The organism is Halomonas sp. 3A7M (assembly GCF_014897875.1).
In the GTDB taxonomy this organism is placed as follows: Bacteria; Pseudomonadota; Gammaproteobacteria; order Pseudomonadales; family Halomonadaceae; genus Vreelandella.
The window spans coordinates 1-20,847 of the sequence record NZ_JABUZD010000080.1; the positions used below are offsets into that span (position 1 = coordinate 1).

Sequence of the window (20,847 nt, forward strand, 5' to 3'; positions counted from 1 at the left end):
CTTTCCTTCCTCGCACTAGAAGTACGAGGTTTGACGCGCATCTTGATCAATACTCTTATCAGCGCTCTCTACAAACGCTTCTATTGGCGCTTAACTAACCAATGAGACGCTAGATATTACGCTGTAAGCTCTTCGAGCAATTCTTCAACAATCGCCAATCCTTCTTCAAGGATGCTGTCTTCAATAGTGACCGGCATCAAGAAGCGGAGCGTATTACCGTAAAGCCCACACGACAGCAGGATAAGCCCCTTCTCCCGGGCACGTTTGCACATGGCCGCTGCAAGCTCTGGGTCGGGGGTTTGATCAGCGGCAACAAGATCCAATGCCGCCATCGAACCTAAGTGACGCACGTTTTCGACACAAGCAAAGCGCTGCTGCCACTGGGTAAAGCGCTGCCCCAGCACTTCTCCTAAGGCTTGGCTCTTCTCAAGAATCTTTTCTTCTTCGAATACTTCAAGCACCGCTAACACAGCCGCACAAGAAACCGGACTGCCTGAATAGGTGCCACCCAGCGAGTTAGGGCCACACGCATCCATATGCTCAGCCGTTCCCACGACGGCTGAAATCGGCATGCCACCGGCCATACTCTTAGCCATGGTCATGAGGTCAGGCTCAACACCACTGTGTTCAATGGCAAACAGCTTGCCGGTACGGCCAAAGCCAGACTGAACTTCATCGACGATCATCAGCATGCCGTGCTCGTCGCAAATTTCACGTACCGCTTTAAGGAAACTGGCCGGTGCAGGATAGAACCCACCTTCACCCAACACAGGCTCGATCACGATAGCCGCGGTATCTCTTGGGTTGGCATCGGTCTTCAGCGTCATTTTAAGACCGCGGATGGCGTCTTCTTCGCTTACCCCGTGGAACGGAACGGGGTAAGGCGCACGGAAAACATTCCCAGGCATGCTGCCGAAATCAGCCGAGTAAGGCACCACTTTGCCGTTCATTGCCATGGTCATAAAGGTACGGCCATGGTAGCCGCCATCGAAGCAGATCACGTTATTCTTGCCGGTGGCGGCACGCGCAATCTTAACGGCATTCTCTAGCGCTTCAGCCCCGGAGTTAACCAGCATGACTTTGCCATGGCCGCGCACAGGCGTGAGCTGACTGAGTTTTTCAGCGACTTTCACGTAGCCTTCGTAAGGAATAACGGTTTGGCAAGTGTGCATCACCCGGCCCAACTGCTCCCTAACCGCTTCGACGACTTTGGGATGGCAATGGCCGATATTAAGCACGCCAATACCACCCGCGAAATCAATAATACGGTTACCATCCGCATCCCAGATAATCGCGTTTTCAGCACGGTCCGCAAATTGCGTTGCAGGGCTGGCGGCACCATTAGCGACATATTTCTGTTTAAGCTCATTCAGCTGTGCATTGCTCATCTTCATTTACTGCATTCCTCAGTTAATTAGTGAAAATCGCTTATAGGCCGCCAACACAGACGTATTTCAACTCAGTAAACTCATCAAGCCCATGACGTGAACCTTCACGGCCCAGCCCAGACTCTTTCACCCCACCAAAGGGCGCTAGCTCGGTAGACAGAATGCCCTCGTTAACCGCAACCATTCCGTACTCCAGCCCTTCCATTACGTGCCAAATTCTGCGGTAGTCACGGGCATAGAAGTAAGCTGCCAACCCGAACTCAGTCGCATTCGCCATGGCAATGGCTTCTTCGTCGGTCTCGAAACGGAACACAGGCGCTAAAGGACCAAACGTCTCTTCACGGGCAACCCGCATATTGTCGGTCACATCAGCAATAATCGTGGGTTCGAAGAAAGTACCGCCCAACGTGTGAGGCTTGCCACCACAGACCAACCGCCCACCCTTTTCCAACGCATCGCCAATGTGGGACTCGACCTTTTCAACCGCGGCCTGATTGATCAGTGGGCCTTGCATAACGCCTTCATCTAGCCCATTGCCCACGTTCAGTTGCGCCACGCGCTTGGCAAACTTTTCAACAAATGCCTCGTAAACGCCGCTTTGAACCAAGAAGCGGTTGGTACACACGCAGGTCTGGCCAGAATTGCGATACTTAGAGGCAACAGCTCCTTCAACGGCGGCGTCTAGGTCAGCGTCATCAAACACGATGAAAGGTGCATTACCGCCTAACTCCAACGATACTTTTTTGACCGTACCGGCACACTGAGCGAGCAGCTTCTTACCCACCGGTGTGGAGCCTGTGAAAGAGAACTTACGCACGCGCGGATCGGTGGTTAGCACCTCTCCAATGGGTGCAGGCTGGCTGGCAGTGACCACATTGATCACCCCAGCGGGCAGGCCAGCAAGCTCAGCCAAGCGCGCCACCGCCAACGCCGTTAGTGGCGTTGCTTCTGCAGGTTTGATAACCACCGTACAGCCTGCCGCTAAAGCGGGGGCGCACTTACGGGTGATCATTGCCAGCGGGAAGTTCCAGGGCGTAACGGCGGCCACAACGCCAATCGGTTCGCGAAACACCAGAATGCGCTTATCGACACCATGTCCCGGCAAAGTTTCACCGGCCATGCGCTTGGTCTCTTCGGCATAAAACTCGACAAATGACGCGCCATACGCCACTTCACCGCGGGACTCTGCCAGTGGTTTGCCCTGCTCCAACGTCATTAGCCGAGCCAGGTCTTCCTGGTGCGCCATGATGGCGTCGAACCAGGCGCGCAACAGCGTTGCACGCTCTTTCGCAGTACGCTTTTTCCAGCCATGTCCTGCTGCCTCTGCTGCGGCAACTGCTGCCCGTGCACCATCAGCATCCAGGTCAGGGACTTCTGCTAATAGCTCACCATTTGCCGGATTAGTGACCGCAAAGCGCTTGTCAGCACCGCACCACTCTCCGCCAATAAATGCGTCAGGTATCAAAATATCGGGTAACTCACTCATCTTGTTTTCCTTTTTGCCATGACATTAGAGCGTGCTCTCAAACGCTGGCCGCGCCTCCCACGAACTCGCTACAACGCCATTGCCTGTACTTCCGAAAGCACTAGCGAGCCAGCTTCTTCATTTTCAGATAGGCAGCATCAACCGTAATGACTAACAAAATATCTACATTTACAAAAAACGTCAAAATATATTTTTAGCAAAATCCCGCGTAAACCCTCGCCCAATCGGGCGGGGATACAAGCGGGAACCGCGCAGCGGTTCTACTCAGGCGTGGCCTGACTCTGAACGTACTCGCGTAGAGTCTCAATGGTCGCCCCTCCGGCGCTACATGCGAAGTATGAGCGTGACCACACCGCCCCACTTTTACTCTGCCGTGGTATGTGCGTGTTGAGTATTCGTATACGGCGTGACGATACAGATTTCAGGTTGTTCACCAGCACACTAACTGCCAGCTTGGGCGGATAACTTACGAGCAAGTGGACGTGATCACCCTCACCATCCATTTCAACCAGATCACACTCCAGCTTCTCGCAGGCCGACTCAAACGCTTCACGCAGTTGCTCGATCATGTAACCGTCAAACAGCTTACGGCGGTACTTCGTGGTGAAGATCAGGTGTACAACTAACTTCGTAACGCTGTGACGTTTTTTCAGGTAGTCGTTCAGTGGTGGATGATCTTGTACACCCATTTTAAATTGCCTTCTTAAAGCCTATAATAGCTGTATTCTATCTATGAGCACTGAAATGTTAAAGGCCACGAAAGTACGCATCTACCCGACACCTGAGCAGGCGGAGTTCCTTAACCGTCAGTTCGGCGCTACGCGGTTCGTGTACAACAAGGCACTGCATATCATCAGTTCACAGTATCGGCGGCATGGCGCGAAACTCCGCGCTAAGAAAGACCTCAAGCCACTGCTGGCGGTGGCGAAGAAGTCCCGCAAGTATCATTGGCTCAAGAATTTTGACTCGATTGCCTTGCAGCAAGCCTGTATCAACCTCGATAAAGCCTTTCAGAATTTCTTCGACCCGAAGCTCCCAGCGCGTTACCCGAAGTTCAAGCGCAAGCACGGGAAGCAGTCCAGTTACCACTGCATGAGCGTCAGTGCGGGTGAGAGCTGGATCAAAGTGCCGAAGATGAGGCCGATCAAAGCGCGTATCCACCGCGAGATCACAGGCGCTATTAAAAGCATCACCCTGTCACGCACTGTCACAGGGAAATACTACGCCTCGCTGTTGGTCGAGGACAGTATGGAAGCCCCCACCCCATTGCACACCGTTGATGCCGTGCTGGGCGTCGATATGGGGCTGACCCATCTTGCTATCGACTCGGAGGGGAATAAGACTGATAACCCTCGGTTCCTGAAACGCGCTCAGTCGAACCTGCGACGCAAACAGAAAGCCCTTTCGCGCTGCCAGAAGGGCAGCAAAGGCCGTGCGCAGGCACGGCTGAAACTGGCTAAGGCGCACGAGCGTCTAGCGAATACCCGTGCTAATTTCCAGCACAACCTGTCCCGACAGCTTATTGACGAAAACCAAGCGGTGGTAGTCGAGACACTAAAAGTCAAAAACCTGCTGAAGAATCGAAAGCTATCTAAGCACATCGCAGACGCAAGCTGGTGCAGCCTGATTCAGAAACTGGAATACAAGGCGAAAGAGCAGGGTAAATATCTGATCAAGATCGACCAGTGGTTCGCCAGCTCCAAAACCTGCTCCTGCTGCGGACACAAGGTAGAGTCCCTGCCGTTGTCGGTGCGCAACTGGAGGTGCCCAGCCTGTTATGCGGAAAGAGACCGCGACATAAACGCCGCCATCAATATCCGCCAGCAGGGTATTATCAAACTACGGGCCGAAGGACTGTCGGTTCCTGCCAATGGAGGCTTGCTTAAATCCGGCCGCGCGCCGGTTGCAGCCTAAGAAGTTGGAAGCCTCGCCCGTCAGGGCGGGGAGCAGTCACCATATACACTAAAAACTGGACGGTAGGGTTGGATGACACCGAAAATGATGGCTAGGCTACGGGCAGGATTTATACAAAAAGCGATCAAGGCGTGTGCTGGAGGCCACTGCCGATATGCACGCCAGCGACATGGCCAACAACGACTACGCTAGCCATACCGATGCTAACGGCGCAGGAATTGAGCAACGCGCCAATCAACATGGCTACACGTGGTAAGCCATGGATGAAAATATTGCTGCTGGGCATACATCTGTCGCCGCCGTGGTAAACGGCTGGTTAGAGAGCCTCGGCCATTGCCGCAATATGATGAATGGCACCTTCACCGAAATGGGCATGGCCAAGGCCAGCAATGCTGATTCGCGCTATACCACCTTTTGGACACAGATGCTGGGGAACCCCCGCTAGCCCTTCTTAAAACCCACCGTAATGGACCGCTGAAATCGCGTTCTTTGGCGAACCATCCACCAGCTTGGTGCTGTAAGTTAAGTACACAAAGGTTTCAGTTTCAGCATCGTGCATACGCACCACACGCATATTCTTAAATAGCGCAGAGCGGCGCTGGTTAAAAACGACTTCTTGCTCGTCTACATCGTCAGGGTCGAAGACGACCTCTCCCGTTTGCCGACACGCCACGCTGGCCTCGCTAGCTTCCTCAGCCAGCCCTACCGCACCCGATAACCCGCCCACTTGTGAGTAGGAGAGATAACAGGAGATCCCCTGTACTTTTGGGTCATCAAAACGCTCTACTTCAATCGTACTGTTCGGGCCAATCAATCTAAACTCAGTTCGCACGCTGCCAATATGGGCATCCTGCGCCAGAAGCGCAGTAGGCAGCAGTAACGAAGACATCATCACAATTGACGTAATGCCAATAACGGGTTGGAAACGCATAGCAATGTCCTTAGCAGGTGCAGCAGAAACGGCAAACCAAGAGCATACCTGTTACAGACAGAGCCGGGGCAGTCAAGAAAGGTTTAATATCGGAATGGAAAGCGGTGGCAAAGGAAGGCCGAAGTGGGGATTATGGCATAATTCTAAAAAATCATTCAATATCATAAATTTAAGGATGATATTAAAAACACCCCTGACTTCAGTGATAATACGGCCATCTTCAACCGCACAGGATTCAGCACTGCCATGGATCAGATCACTTTCTCCGAAGCCGAATACCAGAATAAGAAGCAAAGACCCGCCGCTAAATATTTCTGAAGCGGATGGACAGGCTGACCCCCTGGAAGCTGTTGGAGAAGTAAGGTAGTCCGTTATTATCCCAAAGGCGGGAGCGGGCGGCCGTCGTATCCGCTGACTGTCATGCCTCGCGTCCACTGCATGCAAGTGTTCTACAACTTGAGTGATCCGACCATGGAAGATGCTCTCTATGAGATCGAGTCTATGCACCACCTCGCCGGCTTAAAACTGGATCGATTGCCGGACGAGACGTCGCTTCTCAAGTTCCGTCATTGCGCGAGAAATACCTGGGGGAGTAGGGTTACTGCGCCTGTTTTCCACTCAATGAGTGGGAAACAGGCGAATATAGACAAAGAACGGGAGAAAAGTGTCTGACTTTTCGATTGTCCAACAGCGCACGTGAGAGTTGAAAAGTACTGGCAGTTATTCAGATCTTCCCTAGGAAAGCACCTGAGAAAGCCAGAAAATGTTCGCTGACGTGGCGTTCGAGCCACATCGATAGCGACTGTTCAGCGGTTTCCTAGAGTCGATTGGCAGATGATCACACAAATAATCAAGTTAACTTGTAGTACCATGCAGTCTTCCCCACACTGCGCATTATAAGGAACGTTGTAATGAATTGGGTTATCTTGGCTGTCATAGCTGCTTTAATTTTACTTTACTTTTGGTATGCCGCTATTGTTTCTCGACGTAACGCGGCTCAGGAAGCTTTTTCAGGGATTGATGTCCAGTTGAAGAAACGCACCGACCTGATCCCCAATATTTTGAAAATTGCCGCTCGCTTCATGGAGCACGAGAAGACACTACTCACTGACATTACTCAACTGCGCACGGAAGTGTTAAAAGCGGCAAAGGCAAACGACCGCGAAGGCGCCGAGAAGAGATTCGAGTTAGAGGCGGCTCTGGAAGACAAACTGTCGGGACTAATGGTGGCGGTTGAAAACTACCCCGACCTTAAGTCTCACACCAACATGCTGGAAGCTCAGCGAGCATATGCGGATGTAGAGGAGCATATCTCAGCCGCTCGACGTAGCTACAATGCCGCGGGACGCCGGTTCAAGGATGCCATCCAGATCTTTCCGGGGACATTGATTGCGAAGGTAATGGGCTTAGAGCCCTTGCCGTTCTTCGAGGCATCTAAAACCGATCGCGCACCGGTCAACGCTGACCATTATCTCAGCTCATGAGTATTCTGAAGACATTTTTTCAGGCTGGTGAGGCGCTCAAGCAGCTAGGCAGCGGGACGGCCTTCCAGCACCCTGAGATAACGACCGAGTTATCCGACGACATCCGCGCGACGATAGAACGAGATGTCTTACCATTGCTAGAACCACTAGAGCAGTTCAGGCTGGAAAAGCTGGCGAGCAAGACACGTCGCAAGACTTTGTTTCGGCGCCTTGGCTGGTTGCTTTGGTTGCCATCGCTAGCGCTAGACCTCTTCATGCTGGTGTCTGGCGAACCTACGCTCTACACCCTGTTTGTAGTCGGCGGACTGGGCGCCTGGGTTGTCTACCCGGAGCTGCAGTACACGCGGCACTACAAACAAAAGCTTATCCCGGTACTACTCCAAGCCTTTGGCGATCACACCTACGACAAAGATGGTTGTATAGACCTAGAAGCCGTCAAGTCATTCGATATTTTGCCGCGTTTTTCGAGTAAGAGCAGTGAAGACTACATCAGTGGCAACATCGCAGGCGTCCAGTTTGAGTTCTGTGAGTTAAAGCTCAAACGCCGCGGCAGAAAATCAAATACCACAGTTCATGGTGGCGGAGCGCTTCTCATCGTCATGCCCTTCCAATTTACTGGATATACTGTGGTAGATACCGACTACGGCAAGGTTGGCAACCGCCTGGTATCACCACTGGCCAAATCCAGAGTAGCGCTGGAAAACCCAATGTTCGAGGACCGTTTCGAGGTCTACGGTTCTGACCAGCAGTACGCCCGCTATCTTCTGTCACCGAGTTTAATGGAGCGTATTATTGCTCTCGATGAGCTGTTCCGAGCTCGGGCCAAGGGCACGGGAATTACCTGCGAGTTCCGAGACAATAAGGCCCTATTCATGCTGTCCTATTTCGGCGACTTGCTAGATGTGGCAGATATTGACGTTTCTGCCTATGACTTGGACAAGATGCCACTGCTAGAACAGGAACTGGCCATGATCACAGATATTATTCAGCAACTAAAACTTGACTCTCTCGCTGCCAGGAATGTCGCAAGTACACGCTTGGCCGAAGGATAATGGCAACTCTGACATTTTCCCTCGACAGCGTCAGAAAGGGGCGCAGGTGGACATTAAACAGGCCAGAAGGTACGTAAAGTAGTGACAAAGAATCCAGTAAGCCCATCAGAAGGCGGCTGGCAAGGCCACCTACGGCGAGCAGTAAGACAAATAATATCAGCCCCAATAAAAAAGGACGGACACCCAATGCCTTAAGCTTCTCGAAACGAGTTTCGAACCCCAGTGCAGCCATAGCCATGGTTAACGCCATCTGTCCTGCCAATACTAGATTTTGTACCTTTCACAGTCGTAGGTTGTAGTGGTTCAATAAAACCGGACACCAACGTAGGTGGTAATATTGCCACCCTAAGCGAGGTGTCTGATGACTAAGAAACGACGTACTTTTTCGCCTGAATTTAAGCAGGAAGCTGCCAGCCTGGTACTAGATCAGGGGTACAGCTATCCCCAAGCTTGTACCTCGTTGGGTGTCAGAGAAAGCGTTGGGTCCACCAGCTTGCGGACGAGCGTCAGGGGGTAACGCCACAGGGTAATGCGTTAACTCCAGAACAGCAGCGTATTCAGGAGCTTGAGGCTCGCTGCAAACGCCTTGAGATGGAAAAAACCAGCCTAAAAAAGACCACTGCTCTCTTGATGTCGGACGACATGAATCGTATGCGCTGATAGACCAGTTGAGTGAGCAAATGCCTGTTGAAATGGTCTGTAACGCGTTTGATATTAGCCGCTCCAGTTACTACGAGTACCGCCAGCGGCGGGACCGCGTGGATGTTGAGCGTTTGGTCTTAAAGGCTCAGGTAAGCCGCCTTTTCAAAAAGAGTCGCAGCTCAGCTGGCAGCCGCTGTCGAACGAAGAAGTTCGAACAGGTAAGTCGGACGTCGGGACAGCAGTATCCCTCACAGGCGGGACTGCTGCTGCCTGTCAACTTGCGGCAAGCAAGGATAAAAGAGTGCATTGGGCAGCCTCCTCAGCATGTTGAAGTCCAGATAGGTGAACCGGGGAAAGTCAATATCGGATGCCAAGGGGGCATGACCCCGAAGCCGAATTGACTGGCGGAGCTCCCGTAGTGGTCCGCGATGGGGAAAGCCCATCACATGGCAAAGGGGAGCAGTTTAAACGTGTTTGCCAAGCAAACTACCTGACCAAACAAGGTGAAGACCTTTGATAATCAGCGAAATGCAACGCAAGCTAGCGACTTGGACAACAGCCGACTCCGATCGCCGAGTGGATCGGTTGTTGCGCCTGATAGCACAGCCTGACTGGCTAGCAGAAGCGGCTCGGATCACCCTATCTTCCAAAGGGTCACATACGCCTGGGATAGACGGGGAGGTCAAGCTGACTGCGCAGGCCAGACTGCCGGCTATTCTTCAACAAATCAGGAATGATTTACTCTCCGATGCCTATAGCCCGTCACCGGTCCGAAGGGTCTATATCCCGAAGGCCAACGGCAAGCAACGGCCACTGGGTATCCCGACCTTGCGCGACCGTATCGTTCAACGGGCCATGGTAATGGCAATGGAGCCGTGTGGGAAAGTGACTTTCATACGCTCTCCTACGGGTTCCGGCCGGAACAAAGCGTTCATCACGCCATCCGCACAGTGAAACTGCAACTGACGGATAATAAAGTAACGCGTGGACGCTGGGTCATCGAAGGGGACCTGTCCAGCTACTTCGATACCGTGCACCACCGGCTGCTGATGAAAGCTGTACGCCGCAGAATCAGGGATCGACGCTTCCTGAATCTTCTCTGGCGATTCATCAAAGCCGGCCAGATTGATGCAGGGCTCTTTCGGGCCGCCAGTGAAGGCGTGCCCCAGGGCGGTGTTCTATCACCGCTGCTGCCGAACATCATGTTGCATGAATTCGATCAGCACCTGAACCAGCGCTACCTTGGCAAAAAGGCCCGGAAAGATCGGTGGTACTGGAACCATAGTATCCAGATCGGTCGAAGCTCAGCCATCCGAGAGAACCGGCAATGGAAGCCAGCTGTCGCCTACTGCCGCTATGCCGATGACTTCGTCGTTATCGGCAAGGGCACTAAAGCTCAGGCAGAAGCGATCAGAGAAGAATGCCGGGAAATGCTGGAAGGAACTCTCAAGCTGACACTGAACATGGAGAAAACCAAAATTACCCATGTGAACGACGGCTTCGTGTTCCTGGGCCATCGCATCATCCGCAAGCGGAGCCGCTATGGAGGCATGCGGGTGGTGACGACGATCCCCCAGGATAAGGCCCGTAACTTTGCGGCATCTTTAACCGCCAAGCTGTCAGGCAATTAATGCCCCAGTCTCGGGTCAAAGTAAGACCTGGGTGCTGTATGGCAAAACCAATCAGGGGTTACTCGGTGGAGCTATTCTTCACCGACTCGTCGGTCATGGGAAGAAGCGATTCCGATGGCGTCTCCCGGAGGGTAATCCCTACCTGAGGACTGAGCCCAGAAACACTTGGACCTCTCGCTTTCCTGAAGTCGCGATGGCACTTGCCAACGCTTAAACGGCCGGATGCAGGTCTTGTTGTGAAAGCGCTGGATCACAACGTGGTCAGCCAAAGAGCGTTATGTTCCATTCCGATAGTAAGACTACAAGGTGCCAGGTGTTTCTGGGTTGATCCGGCACTTATAGTAATCGACCTATTCTGAAGACCTGGTGCCGTGAGGGCTCCTGGGTCTCCTGACCCACATTCCGATCGACCCGGCTAGTGTGTCTTTCCTTGGACCTGTCGGTGATCCGGGAGCACTGGCGGCGAGGTTTCGCCTCGTCGAAGCATGTGACTCAAGAAGGGCCTGACAGCCTGTCTCATTACTGTCGTGTCCAGGCTATCGAACTCGGTGAAGCCATCCTGAATCAATAGCTTGGAGATCCACCATGAGTCAGCAACCCAGTGATCGCTCTGTCATTATCGGCGGTGTTGATACCCACAAAGAGCTGCATGTGGCCGCCGTCGTGGATGCCCATGACCGTGTGCTTGGCACCGCCAGCTTTCCTACCACCCGGCATGGCTACAAGACCATGCTGACCTGGATGCGCTCCTTCGGCGAGCTCAGCCGTGTGGGGATCGAATGCACCGGCACCTATGGAGCTGGCCTGCTGCGCTACTTACAGCGCGCAGGCATCACTATTTTGGAAGTCACGACACCCGATAAGACTGTACGGCGCAAGCGCGGCAAGGATGACGCAATCGATGCAGAGAATGCCGCTCATGCGGCCTATGCGGGTATTCGCACTGTCACCCCGAAGACACGTGACGGGATGATCGAGTCCTTGCGTGTCCTGAAGGTTTGCCGAAAAACCGCGGTCGCGGCTCGCCGTGTGGCCCTCCAGATGATCCAGACTCAAGTGGTCTCGGCGCCAGAGGAATTGCGCGACCTGTTAAGGAACATGACGCGAATGCAGTTGCTTCGGACACTGGCGGCATGGCGACCCGATTTGAACGGGTACCGGGATGTCACGATGGCTTACCGCATCGCCCTGAAATCCCTCGCGCGCCGCTACCTGGAACTGCACGACGAGATTGCCGATTTGGACGTCATGATCAAGGCTATCGTCGATGAGCTGGCACCAAAGTTGGTGTCGCGAACGGCAGTAGGCTACGAGACGGCCGCACAGCTACTGATCACGGCAGGCGACAATCCGGATCGCCTTGGCTCAGAAGCCAGCTTTGCGGCGCTATGTGGCGTTAGTCCTATTCCTGCCTCGTCAGGTAAGACGCAGCGGCACCGGCTCAACCGGGGTGGCGATCGCGCCGCCAATAGTGCGCTGCATATCATCGCCATCGGGCGACTACGCCTGGATGCCGATACTCAGGCATACATTGCCCGGCGGGTGGGAGAGGGCCACTCCAAATTGGAAGCCATCCGATGCCTGAAACGCTATATTGCCCGGGAGATCTATTATGTGCTGCGCAGCCGTCATCGGGAGATCAACCAGACGCAAATTGCCACTTGACACTTAGAAGGGCGTCCAGGGTAGTCAGTATGCCAGCCGCAAGTTCCGCCAAAGACTTTGGCGCTATCGTATGAAACAAAGCATGAGCCGACGTGGCAACTGCTGGGACACTCGCCGATGGAAAGGCTGTTCCGGAGTCTGAAATCGGAGTGGATACCGGCGCTGGGATATCGAAATCTACCTGAGGCCAGGAAAGACGTTAGTGGCTATCTGATGGGTTACTACAACCAGCAGCGCCCTCACTCATTTAACGATGGCATGCCTCCCGTTGTGGCTGAGGAAAATCTTAAATTACTGTTCGGGATTAGTTGACCGCTACAATCGCGACAAAAGGCGTGCAGGCGGCGTCTCTGTTCGAATTTCCCTAAATCTTCAAGCGTGCGCAGTATGCCTAGCCATTCGAGGGGCAGAATGCTTTCTATCGGCCGATTCCCTACTTTTGGGAACACATACATTTCAAGCACGCGCCTGCTGTCATTGGCACGCTTAGAACTCTCTTTCCAGCGCGGCACCATGGCAGCGTGCCACTCCATGGCCAGCACTTCAAAGGTGTTTTCAGTTGCATACTGTCGTTGGCGTTTGTCACTCTGCTTTTGCTCTACGGGGTCAATGCCTTGGGATATTAAACGTCTCATATCCGTCCGCTTTTCCCTTGCTTCGGCAAGGCGCACCTTAGGGTTGGCCAAGGCTGATCATGTTGCGTTTGCCGTTAGGGCGTGTGTAGCGCAAACGCCATCCACGGCTGCCGTTGGTTGAGATCCTAAGTGCTAATCCCATGCCATCTGAGAAGGTAATAATTTTCGTGCCGGGCTTAGTTGCGTTTATTTGTCGGATAGTTAGCGCCATGGCGGTATACCGAGTATTTCCGAATGAAGACATATACCGGAATGTATACCACTTGGCAGCGGGGTTTGGAAGGAACTGCGAGGAGCTAAAAAACAATGTATATCAGAGTATTATACTCTTTTTAGGCCTTCTCAGGACTTGCAAAGAACCCCCGTTGGCGTCCCTGGCAGGAGTCGAACCTGCGACCTGCCGCTTAGGAGGCGGCTGCTCTATCCTACTGAGCTACAGGGACTTATGGGGCGCATAGTATAGCGTGTTGGAGAGTGTCAGCCAACCGCGCAGTTAAATCCATCCTAGCAGGCGCAGCACAAAGATACCGCTGGTGACGGTGACGCTGGCCATTAAGGTGGTTATCGCGATGATATTGGCGGCCAGCGCTACATTGCCGTTAATTGCTTTTACCATGACAAAGCTGGCGGCGGCGGTTGGGCTGGCGAAGAACAGAAATAACAACCCCAACTGCTCTCCAGAGAACCCCACCGTCCACGCTGCCAGCGTGGAAATAAGCGGCAGCACAATCATTTTCATGCTACTGGCGCTTAATGCGATTTGGCTGCCGCTGCGCATGGTGGCGACCGAGAGCGTGGCGCCGACACAGATCAATGCTAGCGGTAACGTTAACGAGGCGAAGTAGTCGCCGGAGGTAATCAGCCAACTGGGCAGTGGAATCGAAAACGCCGTGAAAGGCAGCGCGGCGATCACAGAGATAATCAGTGGATTAGTGACGATATGCTTCGAAAGGCTGCGCCAATTTGTAGATTGCCCAGGTTGGTAGGCTGCCAAAGCCACCACCGAAAGTGCGTTATACATCACAATCACCACGCCAAGCAGCAGGCTACCGGCCGAAAGCCCGTAGTTGCCGTACATTCCCGCTGCCAGTGCTAACCCTACGATGCCGCAGTTACCCCGGAACGCGCCCTGAACATAAATACCGCGGTCGGCCTTAGGCACCCGATAGCTCGCCCATAGCCAACTGATCAGGAACTGCCCGAGTGTCGCGGCGGCAAAAAACAGCAGTAACGGCACATCTAACGCAACGCTTAGATCAGCTTTTATTAAACTCAAAAAAATCAGCGTGGGGAGCGTTGCTTTGAAGACGAGAGCGGACGCTGTGGAAACAAATTCTCTGTCGATCCACTTTAGGCGCTTTAAGCCGATGCCGACGAACACCATGGTAAAAACAGGTAACGTGATATCCAGCGTGCGGGAAAATAGCTCAAGTAGGTTCACGAAAGCACTCTCATTCGAATAAGCAGGCGCTTATATTCTACCGTCATTCGGGGTTTGTCGACTGATGGGAATAAATAAGGGTCTTAATAGAAGATTAACCCGAAGACGCAAAGGCCAAATGCACTTCAAATGCCACCGTTATTCAAATAACGACATTGGGTCTAATGCCTTTGGCAGTTTGACCACCACACTGTCTCGCCCATGCCCTTTGGCTTCGTAGCTGGCGGCATCCGCTCGGGAAAGTGCAACGTTATAGTTAGTGTCGTTCTCATCGAAGCTGGTCACCCCAATACTCAACGTCACGGTGTACTCTTTGCCTTCATGGGAAACCGACACTTCGCTCACCGCTTGGCGTAGCGATTCAGCAATGCGTTCTGCCTGGCCTAAGGTACAGCTCGGCAGCAGCACCCCAAATTCATCGCCACCTTGACGTGCCACGTGGTCGCTGCGACGAACTTCCCACGCGACTACCTGGGCAGTACGGCGCAGCATTTCGTCCCCTAACGCATGTCCACCTTCATCGTTAATCGGCTTGAAGTGATCAAGGTCGAACAATAGCAGCGCTGACGGCGTGCTGGTTTTCCGGAAGTCGGCAAAGGCCTCTTCAAGACGACGCTCAAAACCACGGCGGTTGAGCAGACCAGTTAATGGATCATGCTCGGCTTCCCAACGTTGAAGTGCTTCCTGCTCTCGGCGTTCGGTAATGTCTTTTACCACACCCACCAAGCCAAGCGAGTTACCCCCCTGGGAAAGCATGACCACACGGGCGTGAATCTCAAGCCATAGCATCTCTTTGTCGCTGCGTATAAAGCGCAGTTGACGCACATAGTCATTGCCGGTTTTTAAGCTATGCATCCACATATCTTTCGCGCCGGAACGATCATCTATATGGATTTGCTCAAGCCAGGCTTCCATAGGCATATCAGGTTCAATACCCAAGACATCTAATAACGCGGGGTTCATATAGGTAATGTCGCCGCCAAAGTCAGCCACAAACATTCCTTGGGGCGAGGCATTGAGCACCGAATCCAAAAATGCTTCACGCTCTTGAAGGTGCCCTACTAGCAGCTGACGCTCATTCTCAACACGATTAAAGGTACTGGCTACTTGTTTTAGCTCTTGCATATTGGTCGCAAGATCAACGCCAGAACGGCGCCCAAGCCCTACTTCACCAATCTGTGTTTCCAGCAGATTTAATGGCATTAAAATACGTGCCAGCAACCACCATAAAACAGGCATCATTAAGACCGCAGCGGCGCACCAAATCCACCATAGTTTATGGATAAAACCAGATAGCGGTAATTGAGCTTGCTTTAGAGGAAGGTAAAGCCCTACCACCCAGTTCGCCGACCATACCTGCGCATAGGACTGTAGACCCACTCGGCCATCAAGCAACTTACCAACGCCATCGCCCTGCCAGCCATCGAGCGCTAAGTCCAACAGCGGGATAGTCGTTGCATCAAAGCTATCGTTATTAATGAGCGCCCTATTCGGGTGATATAATACTTGGCCCGTTGCAGTTGAAACTGCGGCATAACCTTCACTACCCAATCGAATGGTTGCTAGGCGTTTGAATAATCCACTGCTATTTAAACTGACGGCCCCGCCAATCATGCCCGCGAACCGCCCGTCGCTGTCTAACCGGGGCACACTGACTAACACCATTGGCATTTCACTAGCCCGACCAACAAACGGCTCGCTCACATAAGGCCTTCGCGTGCCTCTGAGCATTCTAAAGTATTCAAGCTCTGCTGTATCGAGGCCCACACGCCCCGCCACTGCTGGCCAATCAGACACAATTCTGCCGCTGCTATTGCTGACAACGATTGCATCGAACCACGCCAATAGCGCATCGTTTTTGCTCAGCTCATAACCAAGCCATTCAGGGTCATTCGACATTCCAAGGACGTCGCTTAGTCGCTCTAACGCTTGAAAACGGTGGTCGATTTGCTGGGTAACCTCATCCGCAATCAGGTCGGCTTCATAACGCATGTGGGCCATATTCGCTTCTTGCACCATGGTTTTCCCCACCTGCCACGCCATCCCCAATACCAACCCAGCCAGTATCAACAGCGCACACAAAAGCCCCAGCAGCAGCCGGCCTTTTAAAGAGCCAAGGATTGATTTACTCAGCATCGATTCCCTAAACATCGATCTTTTGCAGGCAGCAGCCAGACGCACCAATCACCACCTTCTTATTAACGTTTGCTACCTCTGCGTCCAATGAGCCTGTCCCAATCGCGTTATAAACCGACAACTTACCAAAATAGAGGAAAAAGTGCGCGTTGGTGAAATTCAGCGTGGTTGTACTTTTGATATGTATCATTATGTAACAAAGAACCCTCTTACCGTAAGACCACTTTAGGCTTAATTGATAAGCTAGACCTTTTCACGTATGTTCGCCGCTTTAATTGTTTGCGTTTATATTTCCGCTTGTTTTTGACACTATTTCGGCTCTTTCATGGCAAAACTAATAGCAGGCTATACATCTCCCGGTATTACCAAGATCAACGCGCTTGCTTCTTTTTTGCCTGAATACTCGCATTTTTCACGCATTAGACCACTGAGCTCGAAACCGAATGCGGTGATTGGCTGGGGGCTCAAACCCACAAGTGATGGTGCTCGCCATTATGCCGCTCGTCACCGCCTACCGTATGTCGCTCTTGAGGATGGCTTTCTTCGTTCTTTAGGACTAGGCGTCGAAGGCTATCAGCCTCATAGCATGGTCGTCGATTACACGGGCATCTATTATGACGCCTCTCGACCTAGTGATTTAGAAAACTGGCTCAATCATGCCACGTTTGACACCGAAGAGCTTGCCCAGGCCACGCGCTGCATTGAGCAACTATCGCGTTATCGCTTATCGAAATACAACCACGCGCCTGATTACTCGCTTCCCGTTGCTGGAACTGACAATGTTGGGACTGACACTGTATCTGGGACTAACAATGTATTAGTGGTGGATCAAACGGCAGGCGATGCCTCTATTCACTATGGCGGTGCTAACGCAGACAGTTTTCGGCAAATGTTAGCGTGCGCTTTAAACAACCATCCTGATGCCGATATTTTTATTAAAGTACATCCTGACGTTATCGCAGGCAAAAAGCAGGGGCATCTAGCAGATGCTCACGATCACCCTCGTTGCCATATCATCAGCGATAACATTAACCCCTGGGCACTGTTTGACCGAGTCAAAACCGTTTATGTCGTCACCAGCCAGTTAGGTTTCGAAGCCTTGATGGCCGGTAAGCAAGTGCACTGCTTTGGCCTGCCCTTCTATGCGGGATGGGGATTAACGCACGATCAGCTCAGCTGTACACGTAGAAGAGTCTCTCGGCGTTTGGAAGAGGTATTTGCCGCCGCCTATCTTCGTTACACCCGATATGCCAACCCCTACACAGGCAAGGCCGCGACGCTGGAAGAAACGATTGCTCTGATTGCCGACCAAAAGCGTCAGCAAGAGCGCCTGCGTGGTGAGTGGTTAGCCTGTGGCTTCTCTTCATGGAAGAAGCGCTTCATTGGCCACTTTCTTGGCCCAGCGGCACGCATTGAATATCAAAAAGAGCTGCCAGCCGCTTTCTCAACGGAGGCTGAAAAACCCAACCTACTGGTGTGGTCTAGCCGTATTAACGATGACTTTAAAGCCCGCCACCGCGACCATATAGCGGCACTATGGCGAATGGAGGACGGCTTTATACGCTCCGTGGGCCTGGGGGTAGACCTCACTCAGCCACTCTCTTTGGTCATTGATCGACAGGGCATTTACTACGACCCAAGCCAGCCCAGCGAGCTAGAAACGTTGCTCAATAGCGCTGATTTCAGCGATGACTTATTAGAGCGAGCGGAACGATTGCGCGAACGGTTGGTCGCATTGAAGCTTTCCAAATATAATGTACCGGGCAAAGCAGCCATTGAATTGCCCGCCAACAAACACATTATTTTGGTGCCTGGCCAGGTAGAAAGCGATGCGTCAATTGCCACAGGGTCGCCAGAGATAAGCACTAACAGTGCGCTGTTAAAAGCCGTACGGGACACCAACCCCGATGCTTTTATCGTTTACAAAGCCCACCCTGACGTGATTACCGGTGCCCGTGTCGGAGCACTCGATACCAACGCCAAACGCCTGTATGATCTCGACGCTAGTCATATCGATATCACCATATTGTTAGCACGCGTTGATGCAGTGCATACCATGAGCTCGCTCACTGGTTTTGAAGCGCTACTTCGTCGACGCCAGGTATGCACCTATGGCCTTCCGTTTTATGCCGGCTGGGGGCTAACCCAGGATGCCATGCACTGCCCGCGACGCAACCGGGCGCTGTCGCTGGATGCGCTAGTCGCAGGAACACTGCTTCTATACCCAAGCTACGTCGATCCCGGCTCTCGACAGCTGTGTAATGCTGAAACGGTAGTCAGCCTGTTGGAGCAGGCTAAATTAGAACAAGTTAAGTCTCAAAAACATATGCTTACATGGAAGCAGCGGCTATATCGCTGCTATCGTAACTTATTCATTGGAAGTCATTAAGTTGAAGCAAAAGCGTGCATTCTTATTTCTCCAAGGCGTCTGCTCGCCCTTTTACCAGCGTCTCGCCCGTCGGCTAACCGACGATGGCCATCGCGTGGTAAAGGTTAACTTCAACGCTGGCGATATCGTCTACTGGCAGCGCACCCATAGCCAGAACCATTTGTTTCGCGGCCCGCTAAGCGAGCTACCGGCTTATATCCAGTCGTTGTGGCAACGTTACGACATTACCGATCAGGTGCTGTTTGGTGACCGGCGTCCGATTCACCGCCCCGCGGTTGACTTAGCATCCGCGGCTGGCATTCGTACCCACGTCTTTGAAGAAGGCTACTTTCGCCCTTTCTGGGTCACCCTTGAACGCGAGGGTGTTAATGGTCACTCGCTGCTGCCCAGAGACCCCAAGTGGTTTTTTGAAACTGGCAAAGCGCTGCCCAAACTCCCTGCACCGGTTCGCTTTCGTTCGTCTTTTAAAATCCGTGCCGCTCACGACATGTGCTATCACCTGGCGGGGTTAGCGAATCCTCTGGTGGCTCCCCACTATCGTAACCATGCGCCGATCACTGCGCCGGTGGAGTATGCGGGCTACGCCAAACGCTTTACCTTACTTAAGTACTGGAAAAAGCGTGATGCTGCGCGGATTAAAAACCTTATCGAAGGCGGAAAGCCTTATTTTATGCTGCCGCTGCAGCTCAACACCGATGCGCAGATTCGCGACCACTCACCTTATGCCAATATGGAAGAGGTGATGGATCACGTGATGGGATCCTTTGCGCTAAACGCCCCTAGTGATGCGCTGCTGTGTATAAAAAACCACCCGCTGGATATGGGGCTGGTTAATTACCCGAACATCATTAAAAGGCTGGAAGATTTTTACGGCCTACATGGGCGCATCATTTACCTGGAATCAGGCAATCTCAACCCATTGCTTAAACACGCCACGGGCACCGTCACAGTAAACAGCACGGTCGGCATTGTTTCCCTTGAAAAACAGTGTCCTACCTTTGCGCTCAGCGACCCCATCTACAATTTAGCGGGCCTCACCTACGAAGGCTCTCTAGACGAGTTTTGGCACCAACCGCCGCTGCCCAGCCAAGCGCTCTTTGGCTATTTTCGCAACACGGTGATGTACACGACGCAAATTAATGGTGGTTTTTACTGCCAACCCAGTATCGATTTAGCGGTGAACAATGCAGCGCGTATACTAGAAGCCTGCCCTTCACCACTGGAGACGTTGCTGTGAGCGTTGGTGTGAACGTTGATGTAACGACCTCTTACCCTTCTAATGCACCCCGCTGCGTGCTGATTACCGGTGCCACCGGTGCAATAGGCGGGGCGCTAGCCCGTGCTTATGCAGCCCCTGCTACGCACTTGGTGCTACACGGCCGCAACCAGCAGACGCTTGAAGGGTTGGCGATGGCGTGTCGAGAAAAAGGCGCACAGGTGTCGCTATCATCAGCCAGCTTAACCGACCAAAGCGAACTCAACGACTGGCTTGATGCGCTATGTGCCGAGCACGTTCCAGATATTGTGATTGCCAATGCGGGCATCAATACTCATCCAAGCGCAAGCACGCTAGAACCGTGGGACGAGGTTCAAGCGCTACTCGATGTCAACTTGAAAGCTCCCATTGCAATGGCCCAGCGACTGGTTCCCGCCATGCAAGCACGCGGCAGCGGTCAATTGGTGTTTATTAGCTCGTTGGCAGGCTGGCACGGCCTACCGACAACGCCAAGCTACAGCGCCAGCAAAGCGGGCATCAAAGCCTACGGAGAAGGCCTAAGAGGCTTACTCGAACCCCATGGCATTGGTGTGACCGTGGTAATGCCTGGCTACGTCACTTCCGCCATGTGCAATGCCATGCCTGGCCCCAAGCCTTGGGAATGGCCGCCGGAGCGGGCTGCCAACGCCATACAACGTGGCATCACCGCTAACCGCGCTCGTATCAGTTTTCCCTTCCCGCTGAATTTCGGTACTTGGTGGCTGGCCGTGCTACCGGCGGGCATTTCTCAATGGCTCATCAAACGCCTTGGCTTTAATCATACCGGGGGCGCGTAGC

At 52.9% G+C, this 20,847-nt stretch carries 18 protein-coding genes, 1 tRNA gene and 3 pseudogenes; 13 read left to right on the top strand and 9 right to left on the bottom strand.

The annotated features are described in order from the left end of the window. Positions 1-116: 116 nt before the first annotated feature. From gabT to tnpA, 3 genes are all read right to left on the bottom strand, one after another. On the bottom strand, positions 117-1,388 hold the full coding sequence (gene gabT / locus INT19_RS07305) for a 4-aminobutyrate--2-oxoglutarate transaminase (protein WP_089040823.1): 1,272 nt from the start codon (positions 1,386-1,388) through the stop codon (positions 117-119). A 40-nt stretch (positions 1,389-1,428) separates the two neighbouring features. Beyond that, positions 1,429-2,874, bottom strand: a complete 1,446-nt coding sequence (locus INT19_RS07310) for an NAD-dependent succinate-semialdehyde dehydrogenase (RefSeq protein WP_193060290.1) — start codon at positions 2,872-2,874, stop codon at positions 1,429-1,431. Positions 2,875-3,134: 260 nt separating this feature from the next. Beyond that, entirely contained in the window at positions 3,135-3,563 is a 429-nt protein-coding gene (tnpA, locus tag INT19_RS07315) for an IS200/IS605 family transposase (RefSeq protein WP_193060291.1), read from the bottom strand. A 55-nt stretch (positions 3,564-3,618) separates the two neighbouring features. Between tnpA and INT19_RS07320 the strand changes: the two genes are divergently transcribed. The 3 genes from INT19_RS07320 (at position 3,619) to INT19_RS19415 (ending at position 5,233) form a co-directional block, all read left to right on the top strand. Further along, positions 3,619-4,788, top strand: coding sequence for an RNA-guided endonuclease InsQ/TnpB family protein (locus INT19_RS07320; protein ID WP_193060292.1), 1,170 nt, complete (start codon positions 3,619-3,621; stop codon positions 4,786-4,788). A gap of 133 nt (positions 4,789-4,921) precedes the next feature. Next, on the top strand, positions 4,922-5,044 hold the full coding sequence (locus INT19_RS19615) for a hypothetical protein (protein ID WP_264299086.1): 123 nt from the start codon (positions 4,922-4,924) through the stop codon (positions 5,042-5,044). Positions 5,045-5,047: 3 nt separating this feature from the next. Next, the gene (locus tag INT19_RS19415; RefSeq protein ID WP_226912298.1) at positions 5,048-5,233 is read left to right on the top strand and encodes a CAP domain-containing protein; all 186 of its coding nucleotides are present in this window, start codon (positions 5,048-5,050) and stop codon (positions 5,231-5,233) included. Between the two features lie 6 nt (positions 5,234-5,239). Here INT19_RS19415 and INT19_RS07330 read toward each other — a convergent pair whose 3' ends face one another. Further along, positions 5,240-5,719 (bottom strand): CreA family protein, encoded by a 480-nt coding sequence (locus INT19_RS07330; protein ID WP_193060293.1) that lies wholly within the window; start codon positions 5,717-5,719, stop codon positions 5,240-5,242. A 405-nt stretch (positions 5,720-6,124) separates the two neighbouring features. Here INT19_RS07330 and INT19_RS19840 point away from each other — a divergent pair. The 7 genes and pseudogenes from INT19_RS19840 to INT19_RS07365 form a co-directional block, all read left to right on the top strand. After that, a pseudogene (locus INT19_RS19840) lies at positions 6,125-6,391 on the top strand (transposase); the annotation flags it as partial. 239 nt (positions 6,392-6,630) lie between these two features. Then, positions 6,631-7,203 (top strand): LemA family protein, encoded by a 573-nt coding sequence (locus INT19_RS07340; protein WP_193060294.1) that lies wholly within the window; start codon positions 6,631-6,633, stop codon positions 7,201-7,203. Then, positions 7,200-8,255 (top strand): DUF3137 domain-containing protein, encoded by a 1,056-nt coding sequence (locus tag INT19_RS07345; RefSeq protein ID WP_193060295.1) that lies wholly within the window; start codon positions 7,200-7,202, stop codon positions 8,253-8,255. Before INT19_RS07340 ends, INT19_RS07345 begins: the two co-directional genes overlap by 4 nt. A gap of 361 nt (positions 8,256-8,616) precedes the next feature. Continuing rightward, positions 8,617-9,091 (top strand): annotated as a pseudogene (locus tag INT19_RS19425) (transposase); the annotation flags it as partial. A gap of 681 nt (positions 9,092-9,772) precedes the next feature. Further along, positions 9,773-10,528 carry a reverse transcriptase/maturase family protein gene (locus INT19_RS19845; protein ID WP_442311303.1) on the top strand — a complete coding sequence of 252 codons (756 nt, stop codon included), beginning with the start codon at positions 9,773-9,775 and terminating at the stop codon, positions 10,526-10,528. 585 nt (positions 10,529-11,113) lie between these two features. Beyond that, a complete protein-coding gene (locus tag INT19_RS07360) occupies positions 11,114-12,193 on the top strand; it encodes an IS110 family transposase (RefSeq protein WP_193060297.1) in 1,080 nt (359 codons plus the stop codon). Positions 12,194-12,209: 16 nt separating this feature from the next. Beyond that, positions 12,210-12,505 (top strand): annotated as a pseudogene (locus tag INT19_RS07365) (integrase core domain-containing protein); the annotation flags it as partial. On the opposite strand, the gene INT19_RS07370 reads toward INT19_RS07365, so the two are convergent. From INT19_RS07370 to INT19_RS07385, 5 genes are all read right to left on the bottom strand, one after another. Then, positions 12,433-12,864, bottom strand: coding sequence for a tyrosine-type recombinase/integrase (locus INT19_RS07370; RefSeq protein ID WP_301398609.1), 432 nt, complete (start codon positions 12,862-12,864; stop codon positions 12,433-12,435). The pseudogene INT19_RS07365 and the gene INT19_RS07370 overlap by 73 nt on opposite strands. Position 12,865: 1 nt before the next feature. Continuing rightward, positions 12,866-13,072: an Arm DNA-binding domain-containing protein gene (locus INT19_RS19850; RefSeq protein WP_442311304.1), complete on the bottom strand. Its 207-nt coding sequence runs from the start codon at positions 13,070-13,072 to the stop codon at positions 12,866-12,868. A 122-nt stretch (positions 13,073-13,194) separates the two neighbouring features. After that, positions 13,195-13,271: transfer RNA gene (locus INT19_RS07375), tRNA-Arg, on the bottom strand. 50 nt (positions 13,272-13,321) lie between these two features. After that, positions 13,322-14,269 carry an AEC family transporter gene (locus INT19_RS07380; protein ID WP_193060299.1) on the bottom strand — a complete coding sequence of 316 codons (948 nt, stop codon included), beginning with the start codon at positions 14,267-14,269 and terminating at the stop codon, positions 13,322-13,324. 138 nt (positions 14,270-14,407) lie between these two features. Further along, entirely contained in the window at positions 14,408-16,405 is a 1,998-nt protein-coding gene (locus INT19_RS07385) for a sensor domain-containing diguanylate cyclase (protein ID WP_193060300.1), read from the bottom strand. Between the two features lie 325 nt (positions 16,406-16,730). On the opposite strand from INT19_RS07385, the gene INT19_RS07390 reads away from it, so the two are divergent. Genes INT19_RS07390 through INT19_RS07400 form a run of 3 tightly spaced genes read left to right on the top strand, consistent with a single transcriptional unit; the run spans position 16,731 to position 20,846 of the window. Beyond that, a complete protein-coding gene (locus INT19_RS07390) occupies positions 16,731-18,794 on the top strand; it encodes a capsular polysaccharide biosynthesis protein (protein ID WP_193060301.1) in 2,064 nt (687 codons plus the stop codon). A gap of 1 nt (position 18,795) precedes the next feature. Next, positions 18,796-20,031, top strand: coding sequence for a capsule biosynthesis protein (locus tag INT19_RS07395; RefSeq protein WP_193060302.1), 1,236 nt, complete (start codon positions 18,796-18,798; stop codon positions 20,029-20,031). Further along, positions 20,028-20,846, top strand: a complete 819-nt coding sequence (locus tag INT19_RS07400; protein WP_301396012.1) for an SDR family NAD(P)-dependent oxidoreductase — start codon at positions 20,028-20,030, stop codon at positions 20,844-20,846. The genes INT19_RS07395 and INT19_RS07400 overlap by 4 nt, the downstream gene beginning before the upstream one ends. Position 20,847 lies beyond the last annotated feature (1 nt).